The 23,545-nt window shown below is 61.6% G+C and carries 23 protein-coding genes and 1 other RNA gene; 4 read left to right on the top strand and 20 right to left on the bottom strand.

The features are described from left to right. Positions 1-3: 3 nt before the first annotated feature. The 14 genes from ACIPL0_RS03900 to rsmI all read right to left on the bottom strand — a co-directional run bounded on the left by ACIPL0_RS03900 (position 4) and on the right by rsmI (position 15,054). A complete protein-coding gene (locus ACIPL0_RS03900) occupies positions 4-963 on the bottom strand; it encodes a D-alanine--D-alanine ligase (RefSeq protein WP_400593444.1) in 960 nt (319 codons plus the stop codon). Beyond that, a complete protein-coding gene (murC, locus tag ACIPL0_RS03895) occupies positions 960-2,420 on the bottom strand; it encodes a UDP-N-acetylmuramate--L-alanine ligase (protein WP_400593447.1) in 1,461 nt (486 codons plus the stop codon). Before murC ends, ACIPL0_RS03900 begins: the two co-directional genes overlap by 4 nt. Beyond that, positions 2,413-3,486 carry an undecaprenyldiphospho-muramoylpentapeptide beta-N-acetylglucosaminyltransferase gene (gene murG, locus ACIPL0_RS03890; protein WP_400593450.1) on the bottom strand — a complete coding sequence of 358 codons (1,074 nt, stop codon included), beginning with the start codon at positions 3,484-3,486 and terminating at the stop codon, positions 2,413-2,415. The genes murC and murG overlap by 8 nt, the downstream gene beginning before the upstream one ends. Next, complete coding sequence (gene ftsW / locus ACIPL0_RS03885; protein WP_400593453.1) at positions 3,473-4,690, bottom strand: putative lipid II flippase FtsW; 1,218 nt, start codon at positions 4,688-4,690, stop codon at positions 3,473-3,475. The genes murG and ftsW overlap by 14 nt, the downstream gene beginning before the upstream one ends. Next, complete coding sequence (murD, locus tag ACIPL0_RS03880; RefSeq protein WP_400593455.1) at positions 4,687-6,033, bottom strand: UDP-N-acetylmuramoyl-L-alanine--D-glutamate ligase; 1,347 nt, start codon at positions 6,031-6,033, stop codon at positions 4,687-4,689. The genes ftsW and murD overlap by 4 nt, the downstream gene beginning before the upstream one ends. 6 nt (positions 6,034-6,039) lie before the next feature. After that, a complete protein-coding gene (gene mraY, locus ACIPL0_RS03875; protein ID WP_400593458.1) occupies positions 6,040-7,122 on the bottom strand; it encodes a phospho-N-acetylmuramoyl-pentapeptide-transferase in 1,083 nt (360 codons plus the stop codon). Beyond that, complete coding sequence (murF, locus tag ACIPL0_RS03870; RefSeq protein WP_400593461.1) at positions 7,122-8,507, bottom strand: UDP-N-acetylmuramoyl-tripeptide--D-alanyl-D-alanine ligase; 1,386 nt, start codon at positions 8,505-8,507, stop codon at positions 7,122-7,124. Before murF ends, mraY begins: the two co-directional genes overlap by 1 nt. Next, a complete protein-coding gene (locus ACIPL0_RS03865; RefSeq protein ID WP_400593464.1) occupies positions 8,500-9,963 on the bottom strand; it encodes a UDP-N-acetylmuramoyl-L-alanyl-D-glutamate--2,6-diaminopimelate ligase in 1,464 nt (487 codons plus the stop codon). Before ACIPL0_RS03865 ends, murF begins: the two co-directional genes overlap by 8 nt. Beyond that, a complete protein-coding gene (locus ACIPL0_RS03860) occupies positions 9,963-11,711 on the bottom strand; it encodes a peptidoglycan D,D-transpeptidase FtsI family protein (protein ID WP_400593467.1) in 1,749 nt (582 codons plus the stop codon). The genes ACIPL0_RS03865 and ACIPL0_RS03860 overlap by 1 nt, the downstream gene beginning before the upstream one ends. Beyond that, positions 11,708-12,001 (bottom strand): cell division protein FtsL, encoded by a 294-nt coding sequence (ftsL, locus tag ACIPL0_RS03855; RefSeq protein ID WP_400593470.1) that lies wholly within the window; start codon positions 11,999-12,001, stop codon positions 11,708-11,710. The genes ACIPL0_RS03860 and ftsL overlap by 4 nt, the downstream gene beginning before the upstream one ends. Continuing rightward, entirely contained in the window at positions 11,998-12,945 is a 948-nt protein-coding gene (gene rsmH / locus ACIPL0_RS03850; RefSeq protein ID WP_400593473.1) for a 16S rRNA (cytosine(1402)-N(4))-methyltransferase RsmH, read from the bottom strand. The genes ftsL and rsmH overlap by 4 nt, the downstream gene beginning before the upstream one ends. Then, a complete protein-coding gene (gene mraZ, locus ACIPL0_RS03845) occupies positions 12,942-13,397 on the bottom strand; it encodes a division/cell wall cluster transcriptional repressor MraZ (protein WP_037017349.1) in 456 nt (151 codons plus the stop codon). The genes rsmH and mraZ overlap by 4 nt, the downstream gene beginning before the upstream one ends. 306 nt (positions 13,398-13,703) lie before the next feature. Continuing rightward, positions 13,704-14,062, bottom strand: an RNA gene (gene rnpB, locus ACIPL0_RS03840) — RNase P RNA component class A. 86 nt (positions 14,063-14,148) lie between these two features. After that, a complete protein-coding gene (gene rsmI, locus ACIPL0_RS03835) occupies positions 14,149-15,054 on the bottom strand; it encodes a 16S rRNA (cytidine(1402)-2'-O)-methyltransferase (protein ID WP_400593953.1) in 906 nt (301 codons plus the stop codon). A 233-nt stretch (positions 15,055-15,287) separates the two neighbouring features. On the opposite strand from rsmI, the gene ACIPL0_RS03830 reads away from it, so the two are divergent. From ACIPL0_RS03830 to ACIPL0_RS03815, 4 genes are all read left to right on the top strand, one after another. After that, entirely contained in the window at positions 15,288-17,102 is a 1,815-nt protein-coding gene (locus tag ACIPL0_RS03830; RefSeq protein WP_400593476.1) for a penicillin-binding protein activator, read from the top strand. Beyond that, complete coding sequence (locus tag ACIPL0_RS03825) at positions 17,099-17,473, top strand: YraN family protein (protein WP_400593479.1); 375 nt, start codon at positions 17,099-17,101, stop codon at positions 17,471-17,473. The genes ACIPL0_RS03830 and ACIPL0_RS03825 overlap by 4 nt, the downstream gene beginning before the upstream one ends. 174 nt (positions 17,474-17,647) lie before the next feature. Continuing rightward, entirely contained in the window at positions 17,648-18,241 is a 594-nt protein-coding gene (locus tag ACIPL0_RS03820) for a phosphoheptose isomerase (RefSeq protein WP_400593482.1), read from the top strand. Continuing rightward, the gene (locus ACIPL0_RS03815; RefSeq protein ID WP_400593484.1) at positions 18,238-18,816 is read left to right on the top strand and encodes a BON domain-containing protein; all 579 of its coding nucleotides are present in this window, start codon (positions 18,238-18,240) and stop codon (positions 18,814-18,816) included. Before ACIPL0_RS03820 ends, ACIPL0_RS03815 begins: the two co-directional genes overlap by 4 nt. Before the next feature lie 192 nt (positions 18,817-19,008). Here ACIPL0_RS03815 and ACIPL0_RS03810 read toward each other — a convergent pair whose 3' ends face one another. From ACIPL0_RS03810 to rpsI, 6 genes are all read right to left on the bottom strand, one after another. Then, the gene (locus tag ACIPL0_RS03810; protein WP_081565333.1) at positions 19,009-19,422 is read right to left on the bottom strand and encodes a ClpXP protease specificity-enhancing factor; all 414 of its coding nucleotides are present in this window, start codon (positions 19,420-19,422) and stop codon (positions 19,009-19,011) included. An 18-nt stretch (positions 19,423-19,440) separates the two neighbouring features. Next, complete coding sequence (locus tag ACIPL0_RS03805) at positions 19,441-20,058, bottom strand: glutathione S-transferase N-terminal domain-containing protein (RefSeq protein ID WP_400593955.1); 618 nt, start codon at positions 20,056-20,058, stop codon at positions 19,441-19,443. A gap of 228 nt (positions 20,059-20,286) precedes the next feature. Next, complete coding sequence (locus ACIPL0_RS03800) at positions 20,287-21,069, bottom strand: cytochrome c1 (protein ID WP_400593487.1); 783 nt, start codon at positions 21,067-21,069, stop codon at positions 20,287-20,289. Beyond that, positions 21,069-22,280: a cytochrome bc complex cytochrome b subunit gene (locus ACIPL0_RS03795; protein WP_400593489.1), complete on the bottom strand. Its 1,212-nt coding sequence runs from the start codon at positions 22,278-22,280 to the stop codon at positions 21,069-21,071. The genes ACIPL0_RS03800 and ACIPL0_RS03795 overlap by 1 nt, the downstream gene beginning before the upstream one ends. Further along, a complete protein-coding gene (petA, locus tag ACIPL0_RS03790; protein ID WP_400593492.1) occupies positions 22,280-22,873 on the bottom strand; it encodes a ubiquinol-cytochrome c reductase iron-sulfur subunit in 594 nt (197 codons plus the stop codon). The genes ACIPL0_RS03795 and petA overlap by 1 nt, the downstream gene beginning before the upstream one ends. Before the next feature lie 262 nt (positions 22,874-23,135). After that, a complete protein-coding gene (gene rpsI, locus ACIPL0_RS03785; RefSeq protein ID WP_400593495.1) occupies positions 23,136-23,528 on the bottom strand; it encodes a 30S ribosomal protein S9 in 393 nt (130 codons plus the stop codon). Positions 23,529-23,545: the final 17 nt, after the last annotated feature.

Raw genomic sequence — 23,545 nt, 5'->3', positions numbered from 1 at the left:
GATTTACCCTCGCACCTGGACACTGTCGGCCAGAATCGCCAACACCAACTGTTCAAAATCAAGCCCTGCCGCACGTGCGGCCATGGGCACCAGACTGTGGTCGGTCATGCCGGGAACGGTGTTCACCTCCAGCAGCCAGAACCGGCCCTCGGCATCCTGCATCACATCGGTACGCGCCCAGCCGGTGATGCCCACGGCTTCGCAAGCCCGGGCTGTCAGTGCCTTGAGCTCCTGCTCCTTGGCGGCGTCGAGGCCGCAGGGAATCCGGTACTGGGTGTCGGACGCCAGGTACTTGGCGTCGTAGTCGTAGAAACTGTGGGGGGTGCCCAGGCCGATGGGCGGCAATACCTGCCCGCGCAGAGTGGCGACGGTGAACTCCGGACCTTGAATCCATTGTTCGACCAACACGTGCGAATCGTAGGTACTGGCGGCGTTCCATGCGGCGATCAGTTCATCGACGCCGGTCACCTTGGCCATACCGATACTGGAACCTTCATGGGCGGGTTTGACGATCAAAGGAAAGCCCAGTTCCGTCGCCGCAGAAATACAATCGGCTTCGCTGGCCAATACCGCATGAAGCGGCGTCGGCAAGCCCAGGCTCTGCCAGACCTGCTTGGTGCGCAGCTTGTCCATCGCCAGCGCCGAAGCCAGCACGCCGCTGCCGGTGTAAGGAATGCCCAGGCACTCCAGCAGGCCTTGCATGGTGCCGTCTTCGCCACCGCGACCGTGCAGCACGATGAACGCACGGTCGATCTTTTCACTGACCAGCCGCTGCAGGAAATCCTCGCCCACGTCGATGCCGAACGCATCCACGCCCCCGGTCAGCAGCGCGTCGAGCACCGCCTGACCGGATTTCAGGGACACTGCCCGCTCCGCACTCTTGCCACCGAAGAGCACGGCCACGCGACCGAAGCCTTGCGGCTCCAGGGTCGACAGCAGTGAGGATTGCAGGGCGGCTGTCATTTCAGCTTACCTTCGCTTGGCGCCACGATGGCGCCGCTGAACAGTGGGCTCTTGAGCAGTTGCGGCGCCAGCGCACCGATGTCGCCGGCACCCTGACACAGCAGGATGTCGCCAGCGCGCAGCAGCGGCTTGACCAGTGGCGCCAGCTCGACGCCACGCTCGATGTAGATCGGGTCCAGCTGACCGCGCTGACGGATGCTGTGCGCCAGTTGACGGCTGTCGGCACCGGGAATCGGCTCTTCGCCGGCCGGGTAGACCTCCATCAGCAGCAACACGTTGGCGTCGTTGAGCACCTGAACGAAATCGTCGTACAGGTCGCGGGTGCGGCTGTAGCGGTGTGGCTGATAGACCATGACCAGACGGCGGTCCGGCCAGCCACCGCGCACGGCGTTGATCACCGCAGCGACCTCGCGCGGGTGGTGACCATAGTCGTCCACCAGCATCACGTTGCCACCTTCAACCGGCAGCTCACCGTAGACCTGGAAGCGTCGGCCAACGCCCTGGAACCCGGACAGGCCCTGGACGATGGCTTCGTCACTGATGCCTTCGTCGGTGGCAATCGCGATGGTCGCCAGCGAGTTGAGCACGTTGTGATTGCCCGGCATGTTCACCGACACGTCCAGCGGCTCGCGGTCGCGACGCAGCACGGTGAAATGGGTATGCATGCCCTGCTGACGCACGTTGATCGCACGCACGTCGGCGGCTTCGTCGAAACCGTAGGTCAGCACCGGGCGCTTGACCGACGGCAGGATGTCGCGCACCACAGGATCGTCGATGCACACCACGGCCAGTCCATAGAACGGCAGGTTGTGCAGGAACTCGACGAAGGTTTTCTTCAGCTTGTTGAAGTCGCCTTCGTAGGTCGCCATGTGGTCGGCGTCGATGTTGGTGACGACGGCCACCAGCGGCTGCAGGTGCAGGAAGCTGGCGTCACTCTCGTCGGCCTCGGCGATCAGGTAACGGCTGGTGCCCAGCTGGGCATTGGTGCCAGCCGCGTTCAGACGGCCACCGATGACGAAGGTCGGATCGAGCCCACCTGCCGCGAACACCGAAGCGATCAGGCTGGTCGTGGTGGTCTTGCCGTGGGTGCCGGCCACTGCGATGCCATGGCGGTAGCGCATCAGCTCGGCGAGCATTTCGGCACGTGGTACCACCGGAATACGGCGCTCAAGGGCGGTCGCCACTTCCGGGTTGGAGGTGTTGACGGCACTGGACACCACCAATACGTCGGCAGTCGCGGCGTTTTCCGCGCGGTGGCCGATATAGATGTGCGCGCCGAACGACTCCAGACGCTCGGTCACCGGCGAAGCTTTCAGGTCCGAGCCGGACACTTCGTAACCCAGGTTCAGCAACACCTCGGCGATCCCGCACATGCCCACACCACCGATACCGACGAAGTGGATGCGACGGATACGGCGCATTTCCGGCTGTGGCATCGCGCGTTGATTCTCAACCATGGACCACCTCCAGGCAGACATCGACGACGGTGTTGGTGGCGTCCGGCTTGGCCAGTTGGCGAGCCGTGATGGCCATGCGTTTCAATTGTTCGGGTTGCATCAAAACCTCTTTCAGGCGAGCGGCCATTTCGGCGGCGCCAGTTGTCGCTTGCGGCATGACGAAGGCAGCGCCTTCGCGGGCCAGATAATCGGCGTTACGCGACTGGTGGTCGTCGATGGCATGGGGCAACGGCACCAGCAACGACGGCAGACCCGCGGCCGCCAGTTCACTGATGGTCAGCGCACCTGCGCGGCAGACCACCAGATCCGCCCAGCCATAGGCCTGGGCCATGTCCTTGATGAACGGCGCCACTTGCGCCTCGACACCCGCTGCGCGGTAACGCTCGCCGGTGATCTCATCGTGATTCTTGCCGGCCTGATGAAACACTTCAGGACGGATGTCCGCCGGCACCTGGGCCAGCGCTTCGGGCAGCAGCTTGTTCAGCGGCTCGGCGCCCAGGCTGCCGCCCAGCACCAGCAGGCGCGGCTTGCGACCGGCCAGTTCCTGGCGCGGCGTTTCGAAGAACAGTTCGGCACGCACCGGATTGCCGGTGGTACGACGTTTGGCCGAAGCCGCGAACGTCTGCGGAAACGCCTCGCATACGCGGCTGGCGAACGACGCCAGACTGCGGTTGGCAGTGCCGGCAACAGCGTTCTGTTCATGAATGATCAGCGGCACGCCGGCCAGCTTCGCGGCCAGGCCGCCCGGACCGGTGACGTAGCCACCGAAGCCGACCACGCACACCGGCTTGAGCTGGCGCACGACCTTGCGCGCCTGCCACAGCGCCTTGATAAGCATGAATGGCGCCTTGAGCAGGGACAGACGGCCCTTGCCACGCAGGCCCGTGACATTGATCAGGTGTAATTGCAGCCCGGCTGCCGGCACAAGGTCGTTCTCGATGCCCCGTGGCGTACCCAGCCAGTGCACGGTGTAACCGCGCGCCTGAAACTCGCGGGCGCAGGCCAGCGCCGGGAACACGTGGCCACCGGTGCCGCCTGCCATGATCAGCACATTACCGACGGCCATGAGCGGGCTCCTCGGCAAAATCGCTTTCCTTGAACTCGGCTTCTTCACTGCCCATGTTGTTGCGTGATTCCCATTCGATACGCAGCAGCAGTCCGAGACTGGCGCAGCAGATGATCAACGAACTGCCGCCATAGCTGAGGAACGGCAGGGTCAGCCCCTTGGTCGGCAGCAGGCCGACGTTCACGCCGATGTTGATCAGGAACTGACCAATCCACAGGAACGCCAGACCGTAAGCGGTGTAGGCGGCAAAAAACTGTTTGGCGCGCTCGGCCCACATGCCGATGTACATCGCACGCAGGCTGACGAACACGAACAGCGCCACGGTCGCCAGCGAACCGGCCACACCCAGCTCTTCGGCGAGTACCGAGAACACGAAGTCGGTGTGCGCTTCCGGCAGGTAGAACTGCTTCTGCACGCTGTTGCCCAGACCGACGCCGAACCACTCGCCGCGACCGAAGGCGATCAGCGCCTGGGTCAACTGGTAGCCGGAACCGAACTGGTCGGACCATGGGTCGGTGAAGGTGATCAGACGGGCCATCCGGTACGGCTGCGCCTGCACCAGCACGAACACTGCGCCGACCGCCAGCACCACCATCAGGGTGAAACGGAACAGGCCAACGCCGCCGAGGAACAGCATCGCCGCCGCCGAACCCATCATCACGACGGTCGCACCGAAGTCAGGCTCCATCAGCAACAGACCCGCCATCGGCAGCAGCACGATGAACGGCTTGAAGAAGCCCATCCAGCTTTCCCGGACCTCGGTCTGTCGACGAATCAGGTAACCGGCCAGGAAGATCACCACGAACACCTTGGCAATCTCCGACGGCTGTACGTTGAACATGCCGAAGCCGATCCAGCGCATCGAGCCGTTCACCTCTCGCCCCACCCCGGGCACGATCACCAGGATCAGCAGGCCGAAGGCGCCGAGCAGCATCAGCCAGCCCAGGCGTTGCCAGGTGGCGACCGGAATCATCATGGTCGCGACACAGGCGCCCAGACCCAGCACCAGATAGATCAGGTGACGGGTCATCATGTACAGGGCGTTGTCGGACTGCACGGCGGCCACTTCCGACGACGCGGAAGTGATCATTACCAGGCCCAGACCGAGCAGCGCCAGACAGCCGGCCAGCATCGGGAAGTCGACGTCGATGCCACGGCCGCTGATGATCGGCGACGGGTATGGCTTGATCACGCCAAAGATCATGACAAGTCCCCCACGGCCTGAGCGAACAGACGTCCGCGCTCTTCGAAATTCTTGAACATGTCCAGGCTCGCACAGGCTGGCGACAGCAACACGGCGTCGCCGTCCTGCGCCAGTTCGGCAGCGCGTTGCACCGCCTCTTCCAGGGTTTTGACCCGCACCAGCGGCACCGAGTCGCCAAAGGTCGCGGCGAGTAGCTCGGCATCACGACCCAGCAGGATCACCGCACGGCAGTGGGCCGCGACCGGGGCTTTCAGGGCCGAGAAATCGGCGCCCTTGCCATCGCCACCGGCGATCAGCACCAACTTGCCGCCGATGTCCGCGCCGAGGCCTTCGATGGCGGCCAGTGCCGCACCGACGTTGGTGGCTTTGGAGTCGTCGTAGTAGCTGACGCCATTGCGCTCGCGCACCCACTGGCAACGGTGCACCAGACCGGCAAAGCTGCGCAGCGCCGTGAGCATCGGTTCGAACGGCAGACCGGCGGCATGGCCTAGAGCCAGCGCCGCAAGCGCGTTGGCCTGATTGTGCGCACCACGGATTTTCAATTCGGAGACGGGCATCAGGTTTTCGAACTGGAAGGCGAGGAATTTTTCGCCGTTCTCTTCTCGCAGACCGAAGCCATTGATGTCAGGTTTGTTCAGACCAAAGGTCCAGCACGGCACACTCTCGCCGATCAATGGTCGCGACAGTGCATCCTGACGATTGACCACCACCTGCCTCGCGCCACGGAAGATCCGGTGCTTGGCCAGGTGATAGGCCGGCAGGCCGCTGTAACGATCCATGTGGTCTTCGCTGACGTTCAGCACGGTGGCCACTTCGGCGCCAAGCTGGTCAGTGGTTTCCAGCTGGAAGCTCGACAGCTCCATGACGTACAGCTCGACGTCGTCGCTGAGCAGGTCCAGCGCCGGGGTGCCAAGGTTGCCGCCGACGGCGACGCGTTTGCCGGCTGCCGCCGCCATCTCGCCCACCAGCGTGGTCACGGTGCTCTTCGCGTTGGAACCGCTGATGGCAACGATCGGCGCCTTCGCGTTACGCGCGAACAGCTCGATGTCGCCGGACAGTTTCACGCCACGCGCAGCGGCCTGTTGCAGCGCAGGCGTGGCCAGCGCCAGACCGGGGCTGACATACAGTTCGTCGGCGCGGCAGAGGAATTCCACATCCAGCTCGCCACAGCGCACTTCCACCTGCGGATAGTCACGACGCAGGGTCGCCAGTTCTGGCGGGTTTTCCCGCGTATCGGCGACAGCAAAGGCAACGCCCCGGTTCGCCAGGAAACGAACCAGGGACATGCCGCTCTTGCCGAGGCCGACAACGATGCGGAAGTGGTCAGAAGCGATCAGTGACACTCGTTCTTACCTCAGTTTCAGCGTGGCAAGGCCGATCAGCACGAGAATCACGGTGATGATCCAGAAACGGACGATCACGCGCGGCTCGGGCCAGCCTTTGAGTTCAAAGTGGTGGTGGATCGGCGCCATACGGAAAACGCGGCGGCCGGTCAATTTAAAGGATGCAACCTGAATGACCACTGACAGGGTTTCCATCACGAACACGCCGCCCATGATGAACAGGACGATTTCCTGACGGACGATCACCGCGATGGTGCCCAGCGCTGCGCCCAGCGCCAGTGCGCCGACGTCGCCCATGAACACCTGGGCCGGATACGTGTTGAACCAGAGGAAGCCCAGACCTGCGCCGATCAGCGCTCCGCAGAAGACGATCAGCTCGCCCGCGCCCGGTACGTAAGGAATCAGCAGGTATTCGGCGAATTTCACGTTACCTGACAGGTAGCAGAAGATACCCAGAGCGCCGCCGACCATGACCGTCGGCATGATCGCCAGACCGTCGAGACCGTCGGTCAGGTTGACCGCGTTGCTGGAGCCGACGATAACGAAGTAGGTCAGCACCACGAAACCGATGCCCAGCGGAATGCTGTAGTCCTTGAGCATCGGGATCAGCAGTGTGGTTTCCACCGGCGTCTGCGCAGTCATATAAAGGAAGAGCGCAGCGCCCAGGCCGAACACCGACTGCCAGAAGTATTTCCAGCGGCTTGGCAGGCCACGGGAGTTCTTTTCGATCACCTTGCGGTAGTCATCGACCCAGCCGATGGCGCCGAACAGCAACGTGACGATCAACACTACCCACACGTAACGGTTGGTCAGGTCAGCCCACAGCAGGGTGCTGATGCCGATGGCAGACAGAATCAGTGCGCCACCCATGGTCGGGGTGCCGGATTTGGACAGGTGCGATTGAGGACCGTCGTTACGGACCGATTGGCCGATCTGCTTGTTCTGCAGGGCACGGATCATCCAGGGGCCCAGCCACAGCGACAGCGACAATGCGGTGAGCACGCCGAGAATCCCGCGCAGGGTCAGGTACTGAAAGACCGCGAAGCCTTTGTAGAACTGTTGCAGATACTCGGCCAGCAGCAGCAGCATTAATGTTTCTCCGCCTTCAAGGGGTAAGTCTGAGGTCCGCAGAGAGCGACAACGACGTTTTCCATCGCCGCGCTGCGCGAACCTTTGATCAAAATGGTGGTGTTTTTATCTTGCTCGGCGCCCAGCGCCTCGATCAGGTCGGCCTGATTGGCAAAATGGCGGGCATCCTGCCCGAAAGCTGCGACCGCATGGGCCATCAACGGACCGACGGCATACAGCGCGTCGACCTTGCCGGCAGCATAGGCGCCGACGTCGCGATGGCCCTGCTCGGCCCAGTCGCCCAGCTCGCCGATATCGCCCAGCACCAGCACCTTGCGGCCCGGGAAACTGGTGAGAATGTCGGTCGCCGCGGCCACGGAAGTCGGGTTGGCGTTGTAGGTGTCGTCGATCACGCGGATACCGTTGGTCGCCAGTTGCGCGACGGTACGGCCCTTGACCGGCTGCACGTTGTTCAGCCCGGCGACGATGCCTGGCAGCGAAACGTTCAGCGCGTAGGCAGCGGCCGCTGCGGCCAGGGCATTGGCGACGTTGTGCGCGCCCAGCAGATTCAGTTGCACCTGTGCCGAGCCCGCCGGGCTGTGCAGGGTGAACGCCGGGCAACCACGGGCATCAATACCCAGATCGCTGGCGTACAGGTCCGCTTCGCTGTTGTGGGTCGAGAAGCTCAACACCCGGCGACCGGCGGCGCGCGCAACCCATATCGCGAAGGCCTTGTCGTCACGGTTGAGCACCGCGGTGCCACTGGCATTCAGCCCTTCGATGATTTCGCCCTTGGCTTCAACGATCTTTTCCGGCCCGCCGAACTCGCCGACATGGGCGGTCCCGGCATTGGTCAGCACCGACACGTGAGGCTGGGTCAGGCTCACGGTGAAGGCAATCTCGCCCACCCGCGATGCGCCGAGCTCGATCACCGCAGCGTCGAATTCAGGGGCCAGTTCCAGCAGCGTCAGCGGAACACCCAGTTCATTGTTCAGGTTGCCGCGTGTCGCCAGCACCGGACCACGGGTACGCAGGATGCTCGCGAGCATTTCCTTGACCGTGGTCTTGCCACTGGAGCCGGTAATCGCCGCCACCGGTTTGTCGACGAACGCGTTGCGGTTCATCGCACCCAGCTGAGCCAATGCCTTGCGGGTATCCGCCACCACCAGTTGCGGCAGCGAACTGCCCGGTACTTCACGCTCGACCAGCGCACCGACCGCGCCCTTGGCGGCTACCTGATCCAGATAGTCATGGCCGTCGAAACGCGGCCCGGTCAAGGCCACGAACAGTTGCCCGGCCGCAATGGCCCGGCTGTCGATACTGACAGCGGAAAAGCTGCAGTCTTCGCCGACGCGACGAGCATCGAGCGGCACCAGCAGTTCGCTGAACGAAAGCGGCTTAAGCATGTGCAGCCTCCCATGCGTCCAGTGCCTTGGCGGCTTCTTCAAGATCGGAAAACGGATGGCGCTGGCCATCGATTTCCTGGTAATCCTCATGGCCCTTGCCGGCCAGCACGATCACGTCGGCCACCTGGGCCTGGGCGATGATCTGCGCGATGGCCTTGCCACGACCGGCGACAAAGTCGACCGTGTCCACGGCTGTGAAGCCGGCACGGATATCGTCGAATATCCGGGCCGGGTCTTCGGTTCTCGGGTTGTCGTCGGTGACCAGCACCTTGTCGGCCAGACGCTCGACCACTTCCGCCATCAACGGACGCTTGCCGCGATCGCGATCGCCGCCGCAGCCGAACAGGCAGGCCAGTTGCCCCTTGGCGTGCGGGCGCAAGGCAGCCAGCACTTTTTCCAGGGCATCCGGGGTGTGGGCGTAATCGACCACCACCAGCGGACGCGCGCCGCCACCGAGACGTTGCATGCGGCCCACCGGCCCTTCCAGGGACGGCAACACCTTGAGAATGTCGCTCAACGGGTAGTCGAGACCAAGCAGCGCACCGACTGCCGCCAGCACGTTGCTCAGATTGAAACGGCCCAGCAGGCTGCTGCGCAGCACGTAGTCGCCCTGCGGCGTCACCAGCGTGGCACGCACGCCGTCGTCATCGAACTGCGCATCGCGGCAATACAGATACGCGCTGCTGTCTTCCTGGCTGTAGGTGATCAAGCGCGAAGGCTGTTGCTCGGCGGCCAGTTGCCGACCGAAGGCGTCATCCAGGTTGATCACCCGGCAACGCAGGTCATTCCAGGCGAACAGCTTGGCCTTGGCGGCGCCGTACGCTTCCATGGTGCCGTGGTAATCCAGATGATCGCGGGACAGGTTGGTCATCACCGCGACATCGAACGCCAGCGCGGTGACCCGCCCCTGATCCAGACCGTGGGAGGAAACCTCCATGGCAATCGCCTTGGCACCGGCATACTTCAGCTCACCGATGGTGGCCTGCACGGAAATCGGATCGGGGGTGGTGTGAATCCCGCTTTTCAATTCGTTGTGAAAACCGGTACCCAGCGTGCCGATGATGCCGCAGCGCTGACCGAGCTTGTCCAGCGCCTGGGCCACCAGTTCGGTGACACTGGTCTTGCCGTTGGTGCCGGTGACGCCAACCAGACTCAGGCTGCGGCTCGGGTCGCCGTAGAAACGCCCGGCGATATCGGACAGCTGCGCGGCCAGGCCTCTGACCGGAATCATCGGAATGTCGGTGATCGGCAGCACCTTGGCGCCTTCCACTTCATAGGCGATGGCCGCCGCGCCATGGGCAATGGCGTCGGTAATATGGTCGCGACCGTCGACCTTCAGACCCGGAATCGCCAGGAACAGATCGCCCGGACGCACCTTGCGGCTGTCCAGGGTCAGTTCGCGAATCAACAGGTCACGGTCGCTCTGCGCGAAGATCTTGCTCAGATTGAAAGACATCAGCCCCGTCCTCCTTTGACAGGAACAACAGCCGGTACGGCGTTGGCTTGCTGCTCAGGCGGAATGGGCGCGAGATTGTCCGGGCGCACGTTCATCAGACGCAGCGTGCCCGACATCACCTTGCTGAACACCGGTGCCGAAACCAGACCACCGAAGTAACCGCCTTTGCTCGGTTCATCGATGACCACGACGATGGCGTAACGCGGGTTGCTCATCGGGCCGAAGCCGGCAAACAGCGAGCGGTAAGAGTTCTCGGCGTAGCCCTTCGTGCCCACCGACGTTTTACGTGCGGTACCCGACTTGCCGGCCACGTGGTACGACGGCACGCGGGCACGGTACACACCGCGCGGGTCTTCGATGACCGCCTGGAGCATGGTCTGCAGCGTCTTGGCAGTGGCTTCCGGAATCGCCTGGGTCGACTCGGCCGGCTTGTCGGTCTTGAGAATGGTCAGCGGCACGATCTTGCCGTTGTTGGCCAGTGCCGAGTAGGCGTGCACCAGTTGCAGCGCCGTCACCGACAGGCCGTAGCCGTAGGACAGGGTCGCGGTTTCCGCCTTGCGCCATTCACGGTAGTTCGGCAGGTTGCCCACGCGCTCGCCGGGGAAGCCCAGGCCGGTGTACTGACCCAGACCGACACGCTGCATGGCGCGGAAGATCGCTTCGCCACCGACGTCAAAGGCCACCTTGCTCATGCCGACGTTACTGGAGTTGATCAGAATGCCGGTCAGATCGAGGATCGGGCCTTCGGTCTTGGTCACGTCGCGAATGGTGTATTTGCCGATCTGCAGGGTGCCCGGGTAGACCTCGACCTTGTCGCTCGGCTTCCAGCGGCCGCTGTCCAGCGCGGCGGTCATCGAGATCGGCTTCATGGTCGAACCCGGCTCGAACACGTCGATGATGGCGCGGTTACGCATCGCCGCCGGCACCATGGTGCGACGGTTGTTCGGGTTGTAGGTCGGCTGGTTGACCATCGCCAGCACTTCGCCGGTCTTCACGTCCATGATCACCAGGCTGCCGGCCTTGGCGTCGTTTTCCTGAATGGCGTTGCGCAGTTCGCGGGTCGCCAGATATTGCAGGCGCAGATCAATAGACAAAGCCAAGGTCTTTCCGGCCTTGGCGTTTTTCTTCACCTGGAGATCCTTGATAAGCTTGCCGCGCCGATCCTTGATCACTTGCCGCTTGCCGGGCACGCCGGCAAGCCAGTCATCGTAGGCGAGCTCGACACCTTCGCGACCGTGGTCGTCGAGGTCGGTGAAGCCCACCATGTGGGCCGTGACATCGCCAGCCGGATAGAAGCGGCGGAATTCTTCCTTGCCGTAAACGCCCGGCACCTTGAGATCGAGCACGTACTGGCCCTGCTCCGGGGTCAGGCCACGAACCAGATAGATGAACTCTTTGCTCGCCTGCTCGTTGAGGCGATCGGCCAGCGATTTCGGGTCCTGCCCCAGCGCCTGCGCCAGGATGCCCCACTTGCTCTTGTCCGCCTGCATCTCCGACGGGTTGGCCCAGATGGTGGTGACCGGAGTACTGACCGCCAGCGGTTCGCCGTTACGGTCAGTGATCAGACCACGGTGAGCAGGGATCGAAACGGTACGCAGGCTGCGCGCATCGCCCTGCTCGATCAGGAAGCGACGGTCAATGACCTGCAGGTCGACGATGCGATAGGAAATAGCCAGCACCATGATCGTCAGCAAGCCGACCACGACGCGGAATCGCCACGGATACAGGGCGCCGTCGAGTTTCATCATGGCGACACCATGCGGATATCGGCAGCATTCGGCACACGCATTTTCAGCTGATCGGTGGCCAGGGCCTCGATCCGGCTGTGGGCGGTCCAGGTGCTTTGTTCAAGAATCAGTCTGCCCCATTCGGCCTGCGCCTTGTCGCGCACGCTGAGTTCGGAGTACAGCGAGTTGAGCAGTTGACGGTTCCAGTGCGCGCTGTAGGAAACGGCGATGGCCGAGACGAGCACGGCAATGAACAGCAGCAGCATGAAGAAGCTGCCGCCTGGCAGAGGCTTGAACATACCGCGGCTCACCGGAGTTTCTCCGCGACACGCATGACCGCGCTGCGCGAGCGCGGGTTGGCTTTGGTTTCAGCGTCGGAGGCGAATTGCGCCTTGCCGATCAATTTGATGCGCGGCTCGAACGCCTGATGACGGATCGGCAGGTTGCGCGGCATGTTGTCCGCTTCGCCCTTGACCAGCTTGCGCATGAACAGCTTGACGATGCGGTCTTCCAGCGAATGGAAGCTGATCACTACCAGACGACCGCCGACTTCGAGGTTTTCCAGTGCAGCATCAAGGCCAGCTTCCAGATCACCCAGTTCGTTGTTGACGTGAATGCGCAGGCCCTGGAACGCGCGGGTCGCCGGGTTCTTGCCCTTTTCCCACGCAGGGTTGGCGACTTTCAGCACTTCAGCCAGATCGGCGGTGCGTTCGAACGGCTGGGTTTCACGGCGAGCGACGACTGCGCCAGCCATGCGCCGAGCGAAACGCTCTTCGCCGTATTCCTTGAATACGCGAGCGATCTCTTCGGCGGATGCGGTGTTGACGAACTCGGCAGCGCTGATGCCACGGCTCGGGTCCATGCGCATGTCCAGCGGGCCGTCGTTCATGAAGCTGAAGCCACGTTCAGGGTCGTCCAGTTGCGGCGAGGACACGCCGAGGTCCAGAAGGATGCCGCTGACCTTTCCGGCCAGGCCGCGTTCCAGAGCCTCTGCGCCCATTTCCGCAAAACTGCGCTGCACAACGACAAAGCGGCCGTCTTCGGCCGCCAGCGCTTGCCCGGTGGCAATCGCTTGAGGATCTTTATCGAATCCGAGAAGTCGGCCATCCGGCCCGAGATTCTGCAGGATGAGGCGGCTGTGTCCGCCACGGCCGAACGTGCCGTCCATATAGCAGCCATCGGCGCGCACCGCGAGAGCCTCGACGGCTTCTTCGAGCAGTACGGTGATGTGGGTAAAGCCGCTATTCGTAGTCACAGGATCAAATCACGCAATTCATCGGGCATCGCACCCGGTTTTTGAATGGCCGCAAGGTCCGCATCAGCAAGTGCGTTCCAGGCGTCCTCATCCCACAGTTGAAACTTGTTGAGCTGGCCTACCAGCATTACTCGCTTGTCGAGCTTGGCGTATTCACGCAAACGTGGCGGTACCAGAAATCGCCCACTGCCATCGAGTTCCAGATCAACCGCATTACCGATCAACAGCCGCTGCAGACGGCGGTTTTCTTCGCGAAATGTCGCAAGCTCACGCAACTTGGCTTCGATCAGTTCCCATTCCGGGAGCGGATAGATGCACAGGCATGGATCGACGGTATCAATGGTCACAATCAGTTGGCCGGCGCTGCGCGAATCGAGCTCGTCGCGGTACCGGCTCGGCATAGCGAGACGACCCTTTGCGTCGAGGTTGATTGCGTTTGCACCACGGAACACAGGCGCGATCTCCGAATATTATCTTTTTGCGCTCAAAAAACCCACTTCACGCCACTTTCCGCCACTTGCGCACACTATAGGAATGCGCCCACCACACCGTCAAGGCAACTTCTCAAGGAAAACCCTTACAGGACGGAGATTTAGGTGAGGTATTGGAGGACTGCTGGAAAAATTCGGAGCGTTCCTACGGATAAATCTGACGGATATCAGAAACATCGCGCACAAACTTAAAGTGATTTATGAGGTTTAAGATTTTTTCGGAATTACGAGGAGGGTTCTGCGAGACAAAAAAGAAGGGAAGAAAAGGTGGAGAGTCGATCTGTAAGCCGGGTTCTGTCGAGGACAGTCATTCCTCTACGATGGCCATCACTGGACATCTTTAGCAACCTACCCGGTTCCAGCGCGGGCCACGCCTAGGAACCCTATTTGGTCTTGCTCCGAGTGGGGTTTGCCTTGACCGCGAACTGTTACCAGACGCGCGGTGCGCTCTTACCGCACCTTTTCACCCTTACCGGCACCGAAGTGCTTAGGCGGTTGTTTTCTGTGGCACTTTCCGTAGGCTCGCGCCTCCCAGGCGTTACCTGGCACTCCGCCCTATGGAGCCCGGACTTTCCTCCCCCCTTCATTGCGGAACAATGAAAGGCAGCGACTGTCCAATCGACTCTCCGCTGCCAAGGTTAATGGCACGACGCCCCAAGAACAAGCTTTAAGTCGCATATCGCGCTTTTAGCCGTTTTGTTGCGAGCGTTTATTACTCGCCCTTCTGCTTGTCCAAAGCAACCTGATAAAGCAGGTTCTTGCGCACACCGGTGATTTCCGCCGCCAGTGCCGCCGCGCGCTTGAGCGGCATCTCCTGCATCAGAAGGTCCAGCACACGCCGCGCCTCGGCGCCGATCGCATCCTCACCTTCAGGCTCGCTCCAGCCGGCGACCAGTACCACGCACTCGCCGCGCTGCTGATTACTGTCCGCTTCGACGAATGCACGCAACTCGGCCAGTGGCAGCCCCTTGAGGGTTTCGAAGGTCTTGGTCAGCTCACGCCCCAAGACCGCCGGGCGCTCGCCGCCAAAGACCGCTTCCATATCCTGCAGGCATTCGAGAATCCGGTGCGGCGCCTCATAGAAGATCAGCGTGCGCGGCTCTTCCTTCAATAATTCCAGACGCGCTTTGCGCCCTGTCGCTTTCGCTGGCAGGAAACCTTCGAAGATAAAACGGTCGGAGGGCAACCCGGCTGCTGACAGCGCCGCGATCAGCGCGCATGCGCCGGGCACTGGCACCACCTGGATACCCGCAGCGCGCGCCTGGCGCACCAAGTGGTAACCCGGATCGGAAATCAGCGGCGTCCCCGCATCGGAAATCAGCGCCACGTCATCGCCGGCCAGCAGACGGGTAATAAAACGGCTGCCTTCCTCGCGCTCGTTATGCTCATGACACGCCGCCAGCGGCGTCGCTATGCCGAAATGTTGCATCAACCGTAATGAATGCCGGGTATCTTCGGCAGCAATCAGCGCCACTTCGCGCAACACCTTGAGCGCGCGCACGCTCATGTCGTCCAGGTTGCCGATTGGCGTAGCCACCACATAAAGCGAGCCCGTAGCGGAATTCAAAGCACCCGGAGCAGTCAAAGCGCACACCTCACATTCTGTAAAAGGCTGCATTGTACAGCCTACGACGCTCACAAACGGGCGTCGCACACGGAGAGATTGAAAAATGGACGCCCACACTCCCCCATCCCGCAAATCGTGTTCAACCTGTCAAAAGCAGGCGATCGACAAGCACCGGCACACCCTGACACGACCCATTTCGCTGCATTAACGCCCTCGACGTCGCGCCCCGACCAGTGCTTGGGTACAATTCCCCGCTAATTTGCTCGAGAATCAGGAACATATACATGATCGCTTGCCTGCGGCTGTTCTCTGCCCTCTGCCTGGCTGCCCTGTTGGCAGCTTGCGCCGGTTCGCCCTCCTCCAGCCTCGGCGAGTTGCCACGCACTCCCGACGCTACCATCGAACAACTGCTGGAGCAGGCCGCCGCGGCCAAGACGCCCGATCAGGCCGCATTGCTCCGACTAACCGCTGCCGATCTGGCCGCCCGCCAGAACAACCCTGGGCGCGCCGCCAGTATCCTTGAGCAGGTGCAGATGGATCAGCTCAAGACCGACAAGCAGATCTACGCCAACACCCTGGCCGCCGAACTGGCACTGGGCCGCAGCCAGCCCAAAGCTGCTCTGACTGCTCTCAATCACCCAAGCCTGCAACACTTGGGTGAAATGCCGGTCGACCTGCAGACTCGCGTCCACACTGCCCGCGCCCGTGCACTGGAAGCCGACGGTCAGACCCTTGCCGCCGCCAGCGAGCGCGTGTTCATGGGCCCGCTGCTGCAAGGCGACGCCCTCAGCGCCAATAATGACGCGATCTGGACGCTGGTCGCTGCGTTGCCTCCAGAGCAGCTGCAAAGCACCGCCAACGACGACATGGGTGGCTGGCTGAGCCTGGCCCGCGCAGTCAAGGGCGCTGGCACCCTCGAACAGCAACAGGCTGCCATCGACGCCTGGAAAGCGCAGAACCCGCAGCACCCGGCAGCCCGCCAATTGCCGACTTCGCTGGCACAACTGCGCGAGCTGAAAAGCGCACCGCTGACCAAGATCGCTCTGCTGCTGCCACAGGATGGCCCGCTGGCCTCGGTCGCCCGCGCGCTGCGTGATGGCTTCATGGCTGCGCATTATCAAGCGCAACAGGCCGGCCAGAAGCCGCCTGCGATTGAAGTGTTCGACAGCTCCCGCGTGACCTCCATGGATGCGTTCTACGCCCAGGCCAAAGCTGCCGGCGTGCAACTGGTGGTCGGCCCACTGGAAAAACCACTGGTCAAACAGCTGAGCGCCCACCCGCAACTGCCGATCACCACTCTGGCGCTGAACTACAGCGATGCCACCACGCAAGGTCCGGCCGAGCTGTTCCAGTTCGGCCTTGCCGCCGAAGACGAAGCCCGTGAAGTGGCGCGCCGCGCCTGGGCCGACGGCAAGCGCAGTGCTGTCGCCATGGTGCCGAAAGGCGAATGGGGCGACCGCGTTCTGAACGCTTTCCGCCAAAGCTGGACCGCCAAAGGCGGCACGCTGCTGGGTGTGGAGCGTATCGACCAGCCTGTCGCACTTGCCCAGCAAGTCGCCGAACTGTTCCAGCTGCGCAACAGCGAAGGTCGCGCACAGCGCCTGCAAAGCACCACCGGCGCGCAAATGGCCGCACAGCCTTCGCGTCGCCAGGACGTCGACTTCATGTTCCTCGCCGCCACTCCGCAACAGGCTCAGCAGATCAAGCCGACCATGGTCTTCCAGTACGCCGGCGACGTGCCGGTCTACGCCACCTCGCACCTGTTCACCAACAGCGGCGACCAGGCGATGTACAACGACCTCGCCGGCGTGCGCTTCTGCGAAACCCCATGGCTGCTCAACGCGGCCGACCCGCTGCGCCAGCAAGTCACCAACCAGTGGCCACAAGCCGCAGGCAGCCTGGGTCGCCTGTACGCCATGGGCATCGACGCCTATCGCCTGGCGCCACGCCTGACTCAACTGAAGACCCTGCCTGAAAGCCGCATCGATGGACTTTCCGGCAGCCTGGCCATCGGCCAGGGCCAACGTATCGAGCGCCAACTGCCGTGGGCACAGTTCGTCGACGGTCGCGTCCAGCGCCTGCCGGACACCGCGCCTTGACCCCAGGCGATCCCCGTCATACCGCAGGGCGCGAGGCTGAAGCCTGCGCCCTGCGCCATCTGCAGCAGCACGGTTTACAGCTGATCACGCAGAACTGGCTGTGCAAACGCGGCGAGCTTGATCTGGTCATGCTCGACGGCGATACAGTAGTATTCGTCGAAGTTCGCTATCGGCGCCACGCAGGATGGGGTGGCGCGCTGGAAAGCGTCGATTTTCGCAAGCAGGAAAAGCTCACTCTGGCCGCTCAGTCGTTCCTCCAGCGTGAAGCGCAGTGGGCCGATTCGCCCTGCCGTTTCGATGTCGTCGCCATTAATGGCGATCCGGGCAAGGCCCCCGCATTGAACTGGCTGAAGAATGCGTTCGACAGTTGATGGCAAGTACGCCACGACGCAACGGCACAGGCACGCGCCGGTAGCTTCACCCTGACACCCAACCACACCGATTTTTTTGCTCTTTGCTTTGCGGGCTGCACAGTTTTGTGCCGGGATGCCGATGACCTGTCTCAGACATCGCCCGACCAGCCGGCCCTATTAAGGTTTACACAGATGGACATGCAATCCCGAATTCGCCAGCTTTTTCAGGCCAGCATCGATACCAAGCAACAGGCGATGGACGTTCTTGCACCGCACATCGAGCAAGCCAGCCAGGTGATGGTCAACGCGCTGCTCAACGAAGGCAAAATGCTTGCCTGCGGCAACGGCGGTTCGGCCGGTGACGCCCAGCACTTTTCCTCCGAGCTGCTCAACCGCTTCGAGCGCGAACGCCCGAGCCTGCCGGCCATTGCGCTGACCACCGACACCTCGACCATCACTTCGATTGCCAACGACTACAGCTACAACGAGGTCTTTTCCAAACAGATCCGCGCACTGGGGCAACCGGGCGATGTGTTGCTGGCGATCTCGACCAGCGGCAATTCGGCCAACATCATCCAGGCCATCCAGGCCGCACATGACCGGGAAATGATTGTCGTAGCCCTGACCGGCCGCGACGGTGGCGACGTCGCTTCGCTGCTGCTGCCGGAGGACGTCGAGATCCGCGTCCCGGCCAAAGTCACTGCACGTATTCAGGAAGTCCACCTGCTGGCGATCCATTGCCTCTGCGATCTGATCGACAGCCAATTGTTCGGGAGTGAAGAATGATATCCAAACGTTTCAGCCTGCTGGCTCTGACACTCTGCCTGGGCATCAGCGGATGCAGCTCGGTGGTCAACGCCAGTCGCGAAGCACCTATCGACGACGATCGCGGCACCCGCACGCTGGGCAGCAAGATCGATGACTCGCTGATCGAAACCAAGGTCGCCGTGAACATCGCCAAAGCCAGCCCTGACCTGGACAACAACTCGCACATCGTCGTCACCAGCTTCAACGGTGTCGTCCTGCTGGCGGGCCAGACCCCGCGCGCCGACCTCAAACAACTGGCCGAGCAGACCGCAAGCCAGGTGCAGAAGGTGAAGAAGGTCAGCAACGAACTGCAGGTGATTCAACCGTCGTCGATGCTTGCACGCAGCAACGACACCTGGCTGACCAGCAAGATCAAGACCGAAATGCTGACTGACAGCGCCATTCCCGGCTCGCGGATCAAGGTCGTGACCGAAAACGGCATCGTCTACCTGCTGGGCCTGCTGACCCAACAGGAAGCCACCCGCGCCACCAACCTGGTGCAGGGCGTGTCGGGCGTGCAGAAGATCGTCAAACTGTTCGAGTACATCGACTGATATTGCTCTGATCGCGGTGCCATTGTAGGAGCGAATTCATTCGCGACAGGTTTTCTCGACGACGAAGGCCTGTCAGCCGAGCCACCGCATCGCGAATGAATTCGCTCCCACAGGGGCCGGAGTCTTCGCTACAGAGATCAGACACAAAAAAGGCGATCCCTCGGGATCGCCTTTTTCATTGTTGCGACGTGATCACTTGACCACTTTCAGACTCGGCCGGCCGCTCGGGCGCGGCGGTTCGTCATCCGGTGGCGGCATGTCGTCGTCCACGTCCAGATCTTCGTCGTCGTCCACGGCGGGCTCCAGATCGAAAACCATGCCCTGCCCGTTCTCACGGGCGTAAATGCCCATGACGGCCGCGACCGGCACATAGAGACTGTGCGGGACGCCGCCGAAGCGACCTTCAAAGCTCACCGCGTCATTGTCCATGTGCAGATGGCGCACGGCGCTTGGCGAGATGTTGAGCACGATCTGGCCGTCATTGGCGAAACCCTGCGGAACCTGGACCGCCGGGTATTCGGCATTGACCAGGATGTGCGGCGTGCAATCGTTGTCCACAATCCACTCGTACAGCGCGCGGATCAGATAGGGGCGACTGGAGTTCATCAAACGGCTCCTCGGGCCTTAGCGCATGTCACGTTCGGCAGCAGACAGACTTGCCTGGAATGCCTCACGCGCAAACTGGCGCTCCATATAATCAAGCAGCGGCTTGGCAGGCCGCGGCAATTCAATACCCAGAATCGGCAGGCGCCAGAGTATGGGCAATAGACAGCAGTCGACCAGACTTTGCTCGTCACTGAGGAAAAAAGGCTTCTCCGCGAACAGTGGCGACACACCGGTCAGACTTTCGCGCAATTCCTTGCGCGCCTGGGCACGGGCGGCCTCCTTGCTGCGCGGGTCCAGAATCACATCCACCAGGCCGCACCAGTCGCGCTGAATCCGATGGATCAGCAGACGGCTGTTGGCGCGCGCCACCGGATAAACCGGCAACAACGGCGGATGCGGGTAACGCTCATCCAGATATTCCATCACTACAGTCGACTCGTACACCGCCAGGTCACGATCGACCAGGGTCGGCACGCTGCCGTACGGATTCACCTCGATCAATTTGGCCGGATGGCGACCACCGACAACATCGATGATCTCGGCGCTGACACCTTTCTCGGCGAGCACAATGCGCACGCGGTGGGAATAGTGGTCGGCGGGGTCGGAGTAACAGGCCAACCGATTGGTCACGCCCATGGCGGTCCTCCTCGCTTGTTGGATATTCAGAAGCAGAAAAAACGAACGCGCCCTGAAGGCGCCTCCGGCAACATCCACAATAAGCGGGTGTTCATCGCGGGCGACAAGATAGCTCATTACTCAAGGTAATTTCTGCAATCTTTCGCTCGCCACTATACCCGCTCTGCGTCCATTACCCGAACGAGGCTCTCCAGAGCGCGTTCCATTTACAGCCAGACCGACATCCGGTCAGTGCACATCCTTCCAGTATTCGCGCTTGAGCAGATACGCGAAGATGAACAGGATGGCCAGATACAACAGCACATAGGTGCCGATACGCTGATGTTGCAGTTTGACCGGGTTCGCCGAGTAAGCGAGGAAGGTCACCAGATTCTTCACTTTTTCGTCGAACTGCTCTTCGGTCAGGGTGCCGCTCTTAGGCACGATGGTCAGCTGGTCACAGGCTTCGTGGGTCAATGGCGAACCGGTCAGCGGGTCGTATTGCTTCTTGTCGTTCTCGACCACCTGGACCTGCTTGCAACCGACCACCTGACGCCCTTGCAGGCCGACCAGCACGTTAGGCATGCCGACATTGGGGAACACTTTGTTGTTCACTCCCCATGGACGCGCCGGATCCTCGTAGAACGAGCGCAGATAGCCATACAGCCAGTCGGTGCCACGCACCCGCGCCACCAGGGTCAGATCGGGCGGCGCAGCACCAAACCAGACCTTGGCATCGGCCGACTGCATGCCGGCCGTCATGTGGTCGCCGATCTTGGCACCGGTGAACACCAGCTTCTCCAGCATCAGCTCATGAGGAATGCCCAGATCATCGGCCACCCGTTCATAACGCTGGAACTTGGCGCTGTGGCAGCCCATGCAATAGTTGACGAAGGTTCGCGCCCCATCCTGCATGGCGACCTTGTCGGAGACATCGATATCGACGCTCTCCAGTTCAGGACCACCGTGCTCGGCGGCAAATGACAAGGCAGGCAGCGCAGCAAGCAACAAAACAGCGAATAGTTTTTTCATTAGCCAGTCACCCTTTCCGGAACCGGTTTTGTCTTCTCCATGCGCGTGTAGAACGGCATCAGGATGAAGTAGGCGAAGTACACGAACGTACACACCTGCGACAGCAACGCGCGTCCCGGGCTGGGCGGCAGAACCCCCAGAATCCCGAGGATCACGAAGGCCACACAAAACAGCAGCAACCAGATCCGGCTGAGCCAGCCCTTGTAACGCATCGACTTGACCGGGCTTCGGTCCAGCCACGGCAGCACGAACAGCACCGCAATCGCCGCACCCATGGCCATGACGCCCATGAGCTTGTCGGGAATCGCCCGCAGAATCGCGTAGAACGGCGTGAAGTACCACACCGGCGCGATGTGCTCCGGAGTCTTGAACGCGTTGGCCTGCTCGAAGTTCGGTTTTTCCAGGAAGTAACCACCCATCTCCGGGAAGAAGAACACGATGGAGCAAAAGATGAACAGGAACACCACGACACCGACGATATCCTTGACGGTGTAGTACGGATGGAAAGCGATGCCGTCCAGCGGCTTGCCGTTTTCATCCTTGAGCTTCTTGATATCGACGCCGTCCGGGTTGTTCGAACCGACCTCATGCAGCGCCAGCACGTGCAGCACCACCAACCCGAGAATAACGATGGGCAACGCGACCACGTGCAGGGCGAAGAAGCGGTTCAGGGTGATGCCGGAAATCAGGTAGTCGCCGCGAATCCACTGGGTCAGGTCGTTGCCGATCACCGGAATCGCGCCGAACAGTGAAATGATCACCTGCGCGCCCCAGTACGACATTTGCCCCCATGGCAGCAGATAGCCCATGAACGCTTCGGCCATCAGCGCCAGATAGATCAGCATGCCGAAGATCCACACCAGCTCCCGAGGCTTCTGATACGAGCCGTACAGCAGGCCGCGGAACATGTGCAGATAAACCACGATAAAGAACGCCGAAGCGCCCGTGGAGTGCAGCAGGCGCAGGATCGAGCCGTACTCGACGTCGCGCATGATGTACTCGACCGAGGCGAAGGCCTCCTCCGCCGACGGCGTGTAGCTCATCGTCAGCCAGATGCCGGTCACTAGCTGGTTGACCAGCACCAGCAGCGCCAGGGAGCCGAAAAAGTAGAAGAAGTTGAAGTTCTTGGGGGCGTAATACTTGCTGAGATGGTCTTCCCACATGGAGGTCGCAGGGAAGCGTGCATCGATCCAGTCCATGAATTTGCTCATTACGCTTTCTCCTGATCGACACCAATGACGATGATTGAGTCCGACTCGTAGGAATGCGGCGGCACTGGCAGATTCAGGGGTGCTGGTTGCGCCTTGTAGACGCGCCCGGCCAGGTCGTAATGAGAGCCGTGACAAGGACAGAAGTAACCACCGACCCAGTCCTTGCCCAGGTCTGCCGGTGCCACTTCAGGGCGGAATGTGGGTGAGCAGCCCAAGTGCGTGCAGATACCGATCAGCAGCAGGATCTCAGGCTTGATCGAGCGCACGACAGGGTCGACATAGGTCGGCTGCGTGGAGTTCTTGGATTCGGGATCGGAGAGCTGGCCGGTGATCTTGCCCAGGTTGGTGAGGATTTCCTGGGTCCGGTGGACGATGAAGACCGGCTGCCCACGCCACTCGGCGATCATCTGCTGACCGGGCTCGATCTTGCTGATATTGACTTTTACCGGTGCGCCAGCGGCTTTGGCTTTGGCACTGGGAAACCATGCCCCCACGAACGGGACCGCAGCCCCCACCGCTCCTGCCGCGCCAACCACGGATGTGGCGGCGACGAGGAAGCGACGCCGGCCTGCATTCACGCCGTCATTGCTCATTCCGTCCTCTCCCATCAGCTTCAAGAAGCCCGCTTGGTCGGACTTCTCTTTAAATTATTTTTCTAGCTGTCAAAAAATCCTGCCGAATGGTAATGAATAGCCCTTCATGTCACAAGGGAATTGCCATTTGGCGAAAACGGGGAAGCCTTATAGAACGGGGCATCCACGGACGCGTCGCGTTGTCATCACCAATAATAGACGCCCATAAAAAAACGCCCAGTTTCCTGAGGAAACTGAGCGTTCTTTTTGAACGAAGAGCGAATTAACGCTTCGAGTACTGCGGACGCTTACGCGCTTTACGCAGACCGACTTTCTTACGTTCAACTTCGCGAGCGTCGCGAGTCACGAAGCCTGCTTTACGCAGAGCGCTGCGCAGGGATTCGTCGTATTGCATCAGAGCGCGGGTGATACCGTGGCGGATTGCGCCAGCTTGACCACTCACACCACCGCCGATGACAGTGACGTAGATGTCGAATTTTTCGACAGTCTCGGTCAGTTCCAGCGGCTGACGAACTACCATGCGGGCAGTTTCGCGGCCGAAGAACACGTCCAGGGAACGGTTGTTGATGGAGATGTTACCGGTGCCCGGACGCAGGAAAACGCGTGCGGTTGCGGTCTTGCGACGGCCAGTGCCGTAATTTTGAGTCGCCGACATAATGAACTATTCCGTTA

The organism is Pseudomonas sp. NPDC090208, assembly GCF_044746785.1.
Lineage (GTDB): Bacteria > Pseudomonadota > Gammaproteobacteria > Pseudomonadales > Pseudomonadaceae > Aquipseudomonas.
The sequence above is the reverse complement of the archived record's forward strand: the minus strand, read 5'-3'. Positions and strand labels throughout refer to the sequence as shown.

Coding starts and splice junctions, on each gene's coding strand:
- ACIPL0_RS03815 (WP_400593484.1), top strand. CDS start 18,238: ATGATATCCAAACGTTTCAGCCTGCTGGCTCTGACACTCTGCCTGGGC.
- petA (WP_400593492.1), bottom strand. CDS start 22,873: ATGAGCAATGACGGCGTGAATGCAGGCCGGCGTCGCTTCCTCGTCGCC.
- ACIPL0_RS03795 (WP_400593489.1), bottom strand. CDS start 22,280: ATGAGCAAATTCATGGACTGGATCGATGCACGCTTCCCTGCGACCTCC.
- murG (WP_400593450.1), bottom strand. CDS start 3,486: ATGGCCGTCGGTAATGTGCTGATCATGGCAGGCGGCACCGGTGGCCAC.
- murF (WP_400593461.1), bottom strand. CDS start 8,507: ATGCTTAAGCCGCTTTCGTTCAGCGAACTGCTGGTGCCGCTCGATGCT.
- ACIPL0_RS03865 (WP_400593464.1), bottom strand. CDS start 9,963: ATGTCTTTCAATCTGAGCAAGATCTTCGCGCAGAGCGACCGTGACCTG.
- rpsI (WP_400593495.1), bottom strand. CDS start 23,528: ATGTCGGCGACTCAAAATTACGGCACTGGCCGTCGCAAGACCGCAACC.
- ACIPL0_RS03830 (WP_400593476.1), top strand. CDS start 15,288: ATGATCGCTTGCCTGCGGCTGTTCTCTGCCCTCTGCCTGGCTGCCCTG.
- ACIPL0_RS03800 (WP_400593487.1), bottom strand. CDS start 21,069: ATGAAAAAACTATTCGCTGTTTTGTTGCTTGCTGCGCTGCCTGCCTTG.
- ACIPL0_RS03810 (WP_081565333.1), bottom strand. CDS start 19,422: ATGAACTCCAGTCGCCCCTATCTGATCCGCGCGCTGTACGAGTGGATT.
- ftsW (WP_400593453.1), bottom strand. CDS start 4,690: ATGATCTTTGGCGTGATCAAGCCATACCCGTCGCCGATCATCAGCGGC.
- ACIPL0_RS03900 (WP_400593444.1), bottom strand. CDS start 963: ATGACAGCCGCCCTGCAATCCTCACTGCTGTCGACCCTGGAGCCGCAA.
- ACIPL0_RS03860 (WP_400593467.1), bottom strand. CDS start 11,711: ATGATGAAACTCGACGGCGCCCTGTATCCGTGGCGATTCCGCGTCGTG.
- ACIPL0_RS03805 (WP_400593955.1), bottom strand. CDS start 20,058: ATGGGCGTGACCAATCGGTTGGCCTGTTACTCCGACCCCGCCGACCAC.
- ACIPL0_RS03820 (WP_400593482.1), top strand. CDS start 17,648: ATGGACATGCAATCCCGAATTCGCCAGCTTTTTCAGGCCAGCATCGAT.
- murC (WP_400593447.1), bottom strand. CDS start 2,420: ATGGTTGAGAATCAACGCGCGATGCCACAGCCGGAAATGCGCCGTATC.
- mraY (WP_400593458.1), bottom strand. CDS start 7,122: ATGCTGCTGCTGCTGGCCGAGTATCTGCAACAGTTCTACAAAGGCTTC.
- rsmI (WP_400593953.1), bottom strand. CDS start 15,054: ATGCAGCCTTTTACAGAATGTGAGGTGTGCGCTTTGACTGCTCCGGGT.